This window comes from Streptomyces sp. NPDC059080 (genome assembly GCF_042739975.1).
GTDB classification, from domain to species: Bacteria; Actinomycetota; Actinomycetes; order Streptomycetales; family Streptomycetaceae; genus Streptomyces; species Streptomyces benahoarensis.
On record NZ_JBHYGX010000041.1, the window covers coordinates 42,658 to 53,881 of the forward strand.

Annotated in this window: 12 protein-coding genes and 1 pseudogene; 3 read left to right on the plus strand and 10 right to left on the minus strand. The window is 68.8% G+C overall.

The window, feature by feature from the left end:
- Window positions 1–84: 84 nt before the first annotated feature.
- From ACFWWQ_RS24870 to ACFWWQ_RS24895, 6 genes are all read right to left on the minus strand, one after another.
- Window positions 85–771 carry a hypothetical protein gene (locus ACFWWQ_RS24870; protein WP_384600125.1) on the minus strand — a complete coding sequence of 229 codons (687 nt, stop codon included), beginning with the start codon at window positions 769–771 and terminating at the stop codon, window positions 85–87.
- A 369-nt stretch (window positions 772–1,140) separates the two neighbouring features.
- On the minus strand, window positions 1,141–1,488 hold the full coding sequence (locus ACFWWQ_RS24875; RefSeq protein WP_384600128.1) for a helix-turn-helix domain-containing protein: 348 nt from the start codon (window positions 1,486–1,488) through the stop codon (window positions 1,141–1,143).
- A 97-nt stretch (window positions 1,489–1,585) separates the two neighbouring features.
- Entirely contained in the window at window positions 1,586–2,356 is a 771-nt protein-coding gene (locus ACFWWQ_RS24880; protein ID WP_384600131.1) for a GNAT family N-acetyltransferase, read from the minus strand.
- A gap of 15 nt (window positions 2,357–2,371) precedes the next feature.
- Window positions 2,372–3,064 (minus strand): tyrosine-type recombinase/integrase, encoded by a 693-nt coding sequence (locus ACFWWQ_RS24885; RefSeq protein WP_384600134.1) that lies wholly within the window; start codon window positions 3,062–3,064, stop codon window positions 2,372–2,374.
- 55 nt (window positions 3,065–3,119) lie between these two features.
- Entirely contained in the window at window positions 3,120–3,392 is a 273-nt protein-coding gene (locus ACFWWQ_RS24890) for a hypothetical protein (protein ID WP_384600137.1), read from the minus strand.
- On the minus strand, window positions 3,389–4,459 hold the full coding sequence (locus tag ACFWWQ_RS24895; protein WP_384600140.1) for a hypothetical protein: 1,071 nt from the start codon (window positions 4,457–4,459) through the stop codon (window positions 3,389–3,391). The genes ACFWWQ_RS24890 and ACFWWQ_RS24895 overlap by 4 nt, the downstream gene beginning before the upstream one ends.
- A gap of 49 nt (window positions 4,460–4,508) precedes the next feature.
- Between ACFWWQ_RS24895 and ACFWWQ_RS24900 the strand changes: the two genes are divergently transcribed.
- Entirely contained in the window at window positions 4,509–5,234 is a 726-nt protein-coding gene (locus ACFWWQ_RS24900; protein ID WP_384600142.1) for a dienelactone hydrolase family protein, read from the plus strand.
- A 19-nt stretch (window positions 5,235–5,253) separates the two neighbouring features.
- On the opposite strand, the pseudogene ACFWWQ_RS24905 reads toward ACFWWQ_RS24900, so the two are convergent.
- Window positions 5,254–5,481: pseudogene (locus ACFWWQ_RS24905) on the minus strand (Tn3 family transposase); the annotation flags it as partial.
- A gap of 238 nt (window positions 5,482–5,719) precedes the next feature.
- Here ACFWWQ_RS24905 and ACFWWQ_RS24910 point away from each other — a divergent pair.
- Window positions 5,720–6,796, plus strand: a complete 1,077-nt coding sequence (locus ACFWWQ_RS24910) for a protein kinase family protein (RefSeq protein WP_384600145.1) — start codon at window positions 5,720–5,722, stop codon at window positions 6,794–6,796.
- A 26-nt stretch (window positions 6,797–6,822) separates the two neighbouring features.
- On the opposite strand, the gene ACFWWQ_RS24915 is transcribed toward ACFWWQ_RS24910, so the two are convergent.
- The 3 genes from ACFWWQ_RS24915 to ACFWWQ_RS24925 are packed head-to-tail and all read right to left on the minus strand — an operon-like array spanning window position 6,823 to window position 10,627.
- Window positions 6,823–7,245: a DUF6262 family protein gene (locus ACFWWQ_RS24915; protein ID WP_384600147.1), complete on the minus strand. Its 423-nt coding sequence runs from the start codon at window positions 7,243–7,245 to the stop codon at window positions 6,823–6,825.
- 5 nt (window positions 7,246–7,250) lie between these two features.
- Window positions 7,251–9,404 (minus strand): tyrosine-type recombinase/integrase, encoded by a 2,154-nt coding sequence (locus ACFWWQ_RS24920; protein WP_384600150.1) that lies wholly within the window; start codon window positions 9,402–9,404, stop codon window positions 7,251–7,253.
- Window positions 9,404–10,627, minus strand: coding sequence for a tyrosine-type recombinase/integrase (locus ACFWWQ_RS24925; RefSeq protein WP_384600153.1), 1,224 nt, complete (start codon window positions 10,625–10,627; stop codon window positions 9,404–9,406). The genes ACFWWQ_RS24920 and ACFWWQ_RS24925 overlap by 1 nt, the downstream gene beginning before the upstream one ends.
- A 316-nt stretch (window positions 10,628–10,943) precedes the next feature.
- Here ACFWWQ_RS24925 and ACFWWQ_RS24930 point away from each other — a divergent pair, with 316 nt between their 5' ends.
- Entirely contained in the window at window positions 10,944–11,132 is a 189-nt protein-coding gene (locus ACFWWQ_RS24930; RefSeq protein ID WP_384600155.1) for a hypothetical protein, read from the plus strand.
- The last annotated feature ends 92 nt before the right edge of the window (window positions 11,133–11,224 follow it).

Below are 11,224 nucleotides of genomic sequence, written 5' to 3' on the forward strand. Positions count from 1 at the left end.
TACACACACCACACCCCCACCAGCCCCCGCGCGCGCCCCCCCCCCCCGCCCGGGGCCCCCCCCCCCCCCCACGTTGTGGGCCGGTCAGCTGGAGGTCGCCTTGTCGAGAGCCTTGTCGAGGTGACGGTCGACGAGGGCCGGTGCGCCGGAGACGATCACCAGTATGTTGCCGGTGCGGATCGCAGTCTGCTGGACCACGCTGCTGTGCCTGCCGGTGGTGAACGTCAGAAGCTGGCTCCACTGCTCGTCACCGAGCTGGTGGGGTGCGGTCAGCTTCTGCGAGGCCATGTCGACCGCGGTACCACCCGCGACGACCCGATAGGTAGGGCACCCGGTCATGGCGTTGAAGACCCGGCTGATGCCGTTGGACAGCTTCTCGGCGCTGTCGCTGTACAGCTCCTCGGTGACCTCCGAGTTGCTGCTGCCGGCGTAGGTGATGGTGGCCTTCGCCTTGCGCGGGAACGTGAGCGAGCCGCCGGTCGCCGCATCGCCCCCCAGCTCGTTCAAGGCCGGGCAGCCGAGCACGGTGACGTCGTCGTGCCGGGAGGGACGCTCCGGCATGTGCAGGTAGCCGCTGCCGAGGTCGTGCTCGTCGAGCAGGCGAGTTTCCGACGCGGCCGAGGACAGCGGGGCGGCGTCCTGAGCGGCTGAGTGCGGCTGCCCGGTGGGGGCCGAGGAGGCGGTGTGCGGCTTGGCTCCGGCGACGTCGGTGGAGCAGGCCGGGACAGCGAGGAGCGTGACGGTGGTGAGGCCGAGGGCGTCGGTCTTCATGGCATCCCGCGCAGACAGCGGGCTTGTCGAAGCAGCGCGAACAGCCCCAGTGCCCACCTTTGCTGCTGCCGACGTAGCCGCATGCGCGGCCGCACTCGCCGCATCGGGGCAGTGCGACGTCCTGGGCGCCGGCCTCGTTCAGGGCCATCAGCAGTTTCGCGACGCAGTAGGGCGCCGGTGGCCGACCGGTCCGCAACAGTGACGGGTCGTCGTGCAGTGCCTGGGCGAGGCTGCGGCGGCCGGCTCGTGCGCGTACGACCGTGAGGACGATGTCGCGGACGCGCTCGGCGGGCAGGTGCTTTTCGACGTTCCCGATCAGCCGCACGACCAGGCCGACCGGATCCGCGAGGACTTCCCCGGCGAGACCTGTCACCGGTCGACTCCGCTGATGCGGGCCCGCCGGGGCCTCAGGTCGCCGACTCCTTCGGAGACCGAAGTCCCGCCTGCGGCGGCCTTCTTCGGCTTCTTCGCGGAGCCGGTCACGGCGATGGGCTCGATGAGGTCGTCCATGGTGCAGTCGAGGATGTCGAGCAGGGCCATGAGGATCTTCAGGCTGAGGCGTTCGGGCCGCTCGACGACGAGCCGGTAGACCTGGCTCGACGACAGGCTGATGCCGCGTTCCTTCAGCGGCGGGATGAGGTCGGTGGTGGAGAACATCCCGCGGTCCGCCATGACCTTGCGTAGGTGCCAGTGGTAGTCGAGCTTGGCGACCATCATCGGGTTCCTCCCTCTCGTTGGCCCGCGAGTGCCGGGCCCGGTTCCTCTGGGCCGACTTCCGCCGGGTCCGCGTCTTCCGGACGGCGTACCAAGGCGCTCAGTTGTCCGGCTCGAAGATGTACGGCCGGGTGGAGGTGACCACCTCGAAGCCGCGCTTGCGCAGGATCGGTTCAGAGGTGGGCAGCGCATCGGTGACCAGCAGCCCGCAGCCGCGCTCCCGGGCCTGCCGCAGCCGGGAGCCGACCACTGCGGTGAAGAAGCCCTGCCGACGGTGGGTCGTCTTGGTCCGGGCGCCCGCCAGCTCGGCGAACGGGCTGCCAGCCTGGAAGTAGACCCGTCCGCAGGAGACCGGCTCGCCCTGGGCATAGGCGATGTGCACGCTCATCGCGTCAGGCTGCTCTTCGAGCAGCCGAGCCAGCTGCCGACGCTCCTCGTCCGCGTTACGCCGACCGATCTGGCGGGAGATCTCGGCGTAGTCGTCGAGCTCGGCGCCGTCGGTCACCTGCCGCACCTCGTAGCCCGAGGTGTCGAAGAGGGCCGATGATGCCTCGGCGACCGGGAGCATCAGCACCTGCTCCTCCTCGTCGGGCTCGAAGCCCGCTGCTTCGAGCGCGGCAGCCAGGCCCTGCTGCCTGTCGTGGCCGTAGACTTTCCACTCCAGGGTGTAGCCGCCGGACCGGGCGAGCTCCCGCTCTCCGCGGACCAGTTCCACGACCTCGCCGTCCGCCAGGCCGGCGAAGACGATCCGGCACTCCGAGCCATCCGCCGAGTACTCGCGCACCAGGTCGGCGTGGCCGGCGGCGACACCGCTCGCGCGCCGCAGCGCGTCGAGTTCCGCCAGGACCTCAGCTTTGACTGCTTCGTTCATGTCGGTCCTTCCTCGTCAGACGCCGGCGAATGCCGGGGCCAGGGCCTTGCTCAAGGCAGTGTTCATGAAGTCGTCGCTGACGTGCGTGTAGATGGCCGTGGAGCTGTCGCACTCGTGACCGACTTGCTGTTGAATAAATCGTCTATCTACTCCGCCTTCGGTCAAATGTGTGACATATGAATGGCGGATTGAGTGCGGAAGTAGGTCTTTTGGGAGCTTTAGGGCGTCGCGGTATGCCTCGAACCGGTCGTTGATAGAGCCGGGCTGGAGGCGTCCGCCGCGTTCGGTGATCCAGAGAGCCGGGCGGTCGGGGAATCCGAAGCGCGGGCGGGCGTTCTCGACGTAGTCCGCGAGCGCCTCGACGGCCCAGTCCATCACCGACAGCACATTCCGGCGCCGCGGCGGCTGGCCCTTCTTCGCCTTGCCGTAGCGGACGTTGAGCGTGCCGTACCGGCCGAACCGGCGGGCTTTCGGGTTCCGCCCGAAGTCGACCACGTCCAGCTTGGACGTCTCGGTCCGGCGAAGTCCCCAGCCGTAGATGACCTTGAAGAGGGTGGCATCACGGTAGGCGGCGAGGGCTCCCTTGCGTCCCGCAGCATCGCGTCGAACATCGCATCCTCCGGACGCAGCTGAACCACACCGGAGACAAGCTCCATGCGAGCCGACCCAGCGAGAGTCACCTTCTGCTGATGCACCACTCCAGACCATCCCTTCTGGAGGGCAGATATTGCATTAGATGGGATCGTGGTGGCAAACTCCCTGCTCAGGCAGCTAGGTCGTAGTAGCCTCGGAGTCGGTCAGGCTCTCTCCGTGAGCAGGCGACCTGCGACTTCTCGCCTGTCTGATGCAATTCCCGAGGGTCGGCATAGCCCTCGGCTGTGGCGACGCTGACATGCTTGAGGTGCAGTTTTACGGCCATCAGGCCGTGCGGGCGCTGGGCGATGGCCATCGCGAGCGTGCGCCGCAGGGCTCGGGGATTGACCGGGCCGTCGGGGATGGGCTCCAGTCCGAGCCGCTGTCCGTACTCGCCGTTCACCCAGGAACGCAGGGCCGTATAGCGGCGACCGCTGTTGTTGGATGCCTTGGCGAACAGCCGCTCACCCGGGGCGGCGCCGGTGAGGGCTTCGACGATGGCGATGGCCTGGTGCACGTCTTCGGTGACCACCCACGCGTCCCCGGCCCCCCGAACGCCTCGCCCTTGATGCGGCGGGAGAGCAAACGGTAGCGGGTGCGGCCACCGGGCCGTTCTTCTTGCTGGCGGCAGCCGCTCGTCAGTTCCGCCAACTCCGAGGAACGCATCCCGCAAAGCGCTGAGGTGAGGAAGTAGGCAGCCGAGGTGACGACATAGACCATGGCGTCCAGTTGGTGTCGGGCCATCGGCAGAGTCCAAGGCACCGGGGTGCCGTCATCGGGACGGGGCACCGGTGCCGCATCGCGGCACCAGGGCTGCTGAAGGCCGCACTCACTCACCCACCGTTCCAGTTCGGGACGGAGAGTCTCCAGGTCCCTGCGGTGCCCCATGGCCCCCGCCGCCTGAACGACGAGCGGATGCCACGACATGTGCAGGAGCGGGTCGCCCGGGTCCCATCCGCGCTTCAAGCGCTGAGTGATGGTTGCTTCCGCGGCCCGTGCAGCGGGAAGCCCGGTCTCTCGCCGTCGCTCGATGACCTCGCGCAGGCTATCGACCTCAGTGACCAGCAGGCCCCGCCGCGAGGCGGCCTCATGCTGGTCGGCAGCGCGGGCCGCGGCCGCCTCGGCCACCAGCAGCGGGCCGATCGTCTCCAGCAAGTACAGACAGTTCGCCAGCAGAGGCCGCAACAGGGTGTCCGGGACCGGCGGCACCCGGTTCTCGTCACTGTGTACATATCCCGTGACCTCGTCCGCGCTGCGGCCCGGCCACGGGGCGAAGCCCGGCTGGTAGCAATCGCTGAGGATCTCTGCATAGAGGACGAGGAACTGTGGAATGCGAACCATCGCCACCGTGGTCGCGGGCGACAGCAGCCGGTCAGGGTCGGTGGCACTGCGCGAGGCAGCCGCGAGATAGACGTCGCAGTGATGCTGGCGGACCTGCGACAGCGAGGTGGACAGGCTGCTGTCTGCCATCGGTGAACACCACCCCGAGCGGGCGCAACGGTCATTACCGTCCAGTCGCATGACGACGGTAACAACCCGTACGGTCGAATACCCGGCCGACAACCTGACGATGATCGGATACCTCGCGCTCCCGGCCGGTGCCGAGCGCCGGCCCGCAGTCCTGATCGGACCCGAGGGGACGGGGCTCAGCGATGTCGAGCGCCGGCGGGCCGAGGCTCTGGCCGAGCTGGGGTACGTGGCGCTGGCCTTCGACCTCCACGGCGGACGCTATTTGGAAGACCCAGAGGAAATGTTGGCCCGTTGCATGCCGCTGCTCGCCGATCCCGACCGCATGCGAGGAATCGGTCACGCCGCGCTCAACGTGTTGCGTGCCGAATCACGGGCCGACCCCGACCGGACCGCCGCCGTCGGCTACGGCACCGGGGGCGCAGTCGCACTGGAACTCGGTCGCGATGGCGTCGACCTGCGCGCGATTGGGACAGTCAACGCACTGACCACGGGCCGACCGGGCGAGGCGGCACGCATTCGCTGCCCGGTATGGGCCGGGGTCGGGTCGGAAGACCCGATCATGCCGCCCGCGCAACGGGAGGCGTTCACCGCAGAGATGCAGGCCGCGGGCGTCGACTGGCGCCTCGCGGTCTACGGAGGAGCCCTTCACGCCTTCCACCACCCACCGGTCGACCACACCGTGCGTCCCGGCGTCGGCTACCACCCACGGCACGCACAGCGAGCCTGGCGTGACATCGTCGCCCTGCTCGCCGAGTGCCTTCCCGTCACGGATTGATCCGATCGGCTCCTGATACTCACTCCTGCCCGCCGTCGTCGTCTTCGTCCAGTTCTGGGGCGTCCGGGTCGCGCAGCGGGCGCAGGGCGCCGGCGTCCGGGGTGGAGGCGGTGAAGCTGTAGCGGCCGAGCAGGTTCAGGTTGCGGTGCTTGAGCGGCGACAGGCGGGCGATGTCCTCGTCTCGGATCTCGTGGCCTTCGGCGCGAAGCTGGGCGACGGCGGCGTCGATGTACTTCGTCGTCCAGAGCGTATCTGGGGCAAAGGGGTGAACGGCTGGTGTTCGTGCAGGTAGAGCACTTGCGGTCGCGTCCGTAAGAGATCGGCGTCAAAGGGTCTGGAGCGGGAGATGTGTCGAGGGCCGAGGCAGCGCCGGGGCCCTCACTCTTGGGCGGCTTCGAGGACTTGCCGGGAAGGCCCCGGCGGATATGGTCGATCACGTTCGCGAGATCACCGACGCCCCGGTTCGGGGCACCGAGGAGTCCACGATGCAGCACCCAGACCCGCGGTATGCCGGGCGGCTCGCGACTTATGGGACCGTGGCCACGCGCCTGTCCCTGCTGAGCGACCGTCGGCTCGGCGAGGTGGTGGCTGCTGCCAGCTCACTCGGGTCAGGCATCGGGGGCCGGTTGGCGGAGCTGGACATCGACGGGACGCGGGTGTTCGTCAAGCGGGTCCCCTTGACGCAGCTGGAGTGGCGACCGGAGAACGTGCGGTCGACGGCGAATCTCTTCGGGCTGCCGATGTTCTACCAGTACGGGGTGGGCTCGGCGGGGTTCGGGGCCTGGCGGGAGCTGGCCGTGCACACAATGACGACTCACTGGGTCCTCGGGAATGAGTACGAGGGCTTTCCCCTGATGTACCACTGGCGCATCCTGCCCGACTCCCCTCCCGAGGGGTTCGCCGACGAGTTCGGGGGCATCGAGGGGGCGGTCGCGCACTGGGAGGGCTCATCAGCGGTGCGCAAGCGGCTGGAGGCCATCGGCCGGTCTTCGTCCAGCCTGGTGCTCTTCCTGGAACACGTGCCGCAGACGCTCGCCGCGTGGCTGGACGACCGCCGGGAAGGTGTGGAGAGCGAGGAGGGCTCGCCTTATCCGTGGGTGGAGGAGGCTCTGGCTAGGGGGACCGCCTTCATGAGCTCGCACGGGCTGGCCCACTTCGACGCCCACTTCGCCAATGTCCTGACCGACGGCCGGCTGCTCTACTTCGCGGACTTCGGACTCGCCCTGAGCTCCAGCTTCGAACTGTCAGCGGTCGAGGTCGAGTTCCTCTCAAACCATCTCGCCTACGACCACTGCCACACCGCGCGGCATCTCCTCCGCCACCACCTGCCCGAGCGCCTGCGCGGCGGTATGGAACACGAGGCGTTCCTGCGTGAGTGGATCGCCGGCCACCAGCCCGGTGACGTCCCGCCCGAGATCGCCGCGATCATCGACCGGCATGCCCGGACCGCCGTCGTCATGGGCGAGTTCCGCCGCCGCCTGCTCACCGAGAGTAAGCGAACACCATTTCCGACCGCCGAGATCGAGCGGATCCGGGGCGCTGCGGTCACGGCGCCACACTGAGGCCGTGCCTCCGCACGAGAGCGATGTCAGGAGGTCTCGGGGCGGGCAGTGTGCCGGGGGCCGAGGCGGCGCCGAAGTTCGAGGTTCTCACTCTGGGCCGCTTCGAGGGCGTGCCGCAGGGCCTGAACCTCGTCGCGGTGCCGTTGCTTGAACTCGGCGAGCTGGGCGGTGAGGGTGCGTACGACGCTGCTGGGAGAGTCGTCAGGCGGCTGCGCGGCCGGCCGAGGCGGATGGCTTCGCTGCTGGTCCCGGAGCTGTTCGACGCGTCGGCGGAGTTCGGTGCAGCGGTAGAGGAAGTCGAGTGAGACGTCGGCGGTCTGGGCGAGGCCGCGGAAGGTGATGGGCTGTCCGCGGCGGATCATCTCGCGCAGGCCCTTCTCGGCGCGGGCCTGGGCGGCGGCGCTCTTGCGGGCGGCGGCCTGGCGGAGGTTGTCGGGGTTGCCGCGCATGCTGGTCAGCTCCCGTCCTGGCTGCGGGTGATCGCGTCGGTGCGGGCGTCGACGCCGGCTCCGCGGACGGCCTGCGGGGGCCTGTCTGCGAGGCGGGTCTGTTCCAGCTTGAGGATGATGCGTCCGAGGGCGTCCTGTTCCTGGCGGCGTCCGGCGAGCCAGACGTTTTCCTCGCTCATCGGCTGTCCGGTCCGGGCCGTGAACGCGTTCTGCCGTTCGTCGATGAGTTGGGCAGTGCGTTGTTGCTGGGTGGTGAGTTCGGGCAGGAAGGTGGCGTCTGTGGCGAACTTGTCGCAGGTCAGGCAGGCGTTGCCCTTCGCGCATGCCTGACGGGGCGGCAGCAGACACAGGCCGTTGGGCAGGATGCGGTCGGTGCGTTTGTCGAGTTCCAGCATGTCGTAGAGGTCGCGCGGGTCGGTGGACAGCTCCCGGGCGTCGGCGGTGATCTTCCGGTAGCGCAGGAACTCCCGCTCGTGGGTCTCAGCGAGGGTCTGCGCGTAGTGCATCAGCATGGTCGGTGACAGGTGTCCGAAGTAGCGCTGGACGACGTGCAGCGGGACACCGGCGTTGAGGAGGCTGGTGGCTTTGGTGTGCCGGAAGCGGTGGGTGCGGTTGAAGTCGACCAGCCGTCCGGCGCTGTCGCGGATGCCGAGGCGGCGCGCGAACTCGGACAGCGTCTGGTGGATGCGCTCGACGGGGTAGTGCTTGTCGGCGTGCCGGTTCATCTTGTGGGCCAGGAAGAGGTACTTGGGGTTCGCGCCCGCCGCCCAGCGGGGCCTGAGGTGGGTGTCGGCCCACTGCTGCTGGGCGCGGATGATGGCGACGACCTCGGCGTCGACGAGGATGGTGTCCGGCGCCTGCTCGATCTTCGTCTGCTGGTAGCGCAGTTTGGCGACGAAGGCGCCGTCGGCGGCGTCCTGCTCGTCGGGTCGGGTGAGCTGGTTCAGCGCGGACAGCGGGTCACGGTCGAGCATCCGGATCTCGCTGATCCGTCGGCCGAGGCGGGCCTGGAGCATCATGATCCGCATGACCTGCTCGTCGCCGAACCCGCCTTCCTCGACCGGGGCGCCGAGCAGGTGGAGGTTGGCCATGATCTGGGAGAACGCGGTGTCGTCGATGACCTCCCAGCGCTCCGGCTGGACCGCGGGCCGCCCTTTCTCCCCGTGGCGCCAGAGGATGGCGTGGTAGGGGGTCAGCCGCAGCCAGGCCGGTTCCTCCAGTACCCGGGCTGCCGTCTCGCGGTGGTCGGTCATGTGCGCGTAGAACTTCTCGACGTCGGTGATGATGTCGTTCACGCGCAGCGCCGAGAGCGGCTTGCCCCGGTTCGGCCCTGACCTGGCGGTCTGGGCGCGGACGTGGCTGAGGTAGTCCAGCATGAACGCCCTGACCGCGGCGGGGTCATCGCGCAGCCAGGTGGGAGGGGCGGGGTGCTGGCCGGTGATCCAGTCTCCGAAGGCCTGGATCCCTGACCGCTGGGCCCGGGCGGTGGTCCAGGTCAGGTCCCCGGTCTCCAGGCAGACCTTGAGGTACCACTGGAAGCCGTGCCGTAGCCAGAGCGGCTGGAGGGACTGGAAGTACAGGCTGTGGTCGCCCATCGGTTCGTGGGCCCGTAGCGGGATCCGCGGGTCCAGCACGGGGTCCCAGACCTCGCGTTGCCACCAGGGGCGCTGGTCGTAGGCGGTCCACAGCATCTGGTAGTAACGCCGCAGCACGGTCCCGGTGTTGAGGCCCCAGCCCTTGCCGGGCAGGCGGCCGTAGTGCCGGGCGTAGGCCGCGGCCAGGGACCGCTCCCACTCGCGCGGGGTGCGTCGCATCAGTGAGCCGCGCAGGTCCGGCCGGTCCTCCACCGCCCGGGCCAGTGAGTTGATCAGTGACTGCAAGGATCCGACCGGGACTCGGCCGCCGAGTTCGACGAGGCGCCAGCAGCACCAGGCCATCTCGCGGTCCATCGGAGCGGGCAGCAGGAAGAAGCGGAGCCGGAAGCTGTGCTGGTGCTTGCCCAGCGTGAAGGCGCCGAGATCCGTGGGCTCCAGGCCGTCCGAGGCCAGATCGACGGTGCGGAACCGCTCCGGGACGGCAGCCCACGCGCTGTCCAGCACGTCTTGCTGGAAGTAGCCGGAAGTGTCCCGCATGTTCTCCAGCAGGAGCTTGGCGCTCATCAGCATGGTCCGATCGGTTCGGTATCCAGAGCGGCCCGCCAACTGGCGGTGAGTTTGGCCCAGTCGGCCACGGCCCGCAGCTCGGCGTCCTCGGTGACGTGGGCATACGTGTTCATCGTGGTCTGCACGTCGGCGTGGCCGAGTCTGCGGCTGACCACGTGCATCGGGACTCCGGACAGAAGCAGCGCTGTGGCATGGCTGTGCCGGAACCAGTGCGGCGTCCAGCCCTCCGGGACCTGCCCGGCGAGCTCGCGGCGGAGCCGGTCCACCAGGTCGTAGACGCTGTCGGGCTTCCACGGGGCGAACCGGGGCTCGCGGTCGAGGTTGACGAAGACGTACGAGGCATCGAAGTCGTCGGTGACCAGGTCGGCGCCGGTCTCGCACAGCTGCCAGACATACTCGCCGTAGAGCCGGTCGACCTCGTCGGAGACATACAGGCGTCGGTAGCCGCTCTTGGCGCGGACCTCGTGCTGGTGCTCACGGGCGACGACCTCGATGAACGGGGTGTCGTCCCGGCCGGTGTGCCAGTCGCGGTGCTGCAGCCCGAGCGCTTCTCCCAGGCGGAGTCCGGACTCGGCCAGCAGGGCCCACAGCAGTCGGTTGCGTACGGACCCCCGCCACTCACGGGCCTCGTTATCCCAGTACGCGCAGGCATCGCAGATCCGGTCGATCTGCCGCGGAGTGAGTGTGGGCGGGGCGGCGGCCCGTTTCTGCCGGACACGGATCGTGGTCCGCCGACGACCCTTGCGGCGGGCGATGTGCTCCAGGAACGGCCTGTAATTGCCGCTCCGGCCGTGGGTGATCCGGTGCAACTGCCGTCCGACATCGACCCCGTTGAGCTCGTGGTAGGTGTAGCAGGAGAGCACGGCCCGCAGGCGCACCGCGACCGTCGACTCCGCGAACCTGGCCTGCCCCGGATCGAGCGCGGTGACCTCCGGGCCTTCGCCGGTCCGCAGCCAGGTCAGGAAGGCCCCGAAGTCCTCCAGCGTCACCGCGTCCCAGGCCAGCCCGAACACGTCGAGGTACTGCCACCACAGCGCCAGCGCCCGGCCGTAGGACTTGACCGTGTTCGGCGAGACCCTCTGCGCCCGCAGGTACTCCAGGTACTCCTCCGCCGGCTCCACCACGCGGTGGTCCCGACCCAGCACGGTCCAGGTCCGCTCGCCAGTACTGAGAGTGAGGCGTTGCGTACGGAACCCCGAGAGATTGGCTACGGTCGTCACGAGCCGTAACGTACGCACCCCGGATACGCCGTCCGCGACAGCGGACAGTACACACCCGGAAGTCCACTCGTACTGCGTAGCGGACGGCCTCCGGCCGCCCCAGATAACAGATCACGATGGCGTTGAGGACCAGGCCGAGCGCGCCGAGCTGATCTTATCCGAACTAGCGCAGTGTGGCGGTGGGTTCGTCTTGGCTCCGTCGCCGTCACGGAAAGTAGCTCCGGAAAAGTTAGGCGGATCGGCACTTTTGGGCGTGTCGCGGGCTCCTAATCTGTGGCACGGAAGCTAGGCACCGTGGCCCGCTGTAGTCCCGGTCATGACCGATCCGGTGAGTGGGTTATCAGGCCGGGCCCTCGCACAGCTCGCCAATGCGGCCCGTGCGGCGTCGAGCCCGATCACGGTCGTCAGGCATGGCCGCCGAGAGGATCGCGCCAGCGTCTACGACCGGTTCGTTCAGGCATGCAGCCAAGCTGTGGCCACGCACGATCGCGAGGCGTGGCCGTGAGGTTCCCCCGAGATGCGGAGGGAGCTGACAGAGGGTCAGATGGGACTCATGAGAGGACCTACGACCATGGCTGCCCCAAGGAAATACTCGCT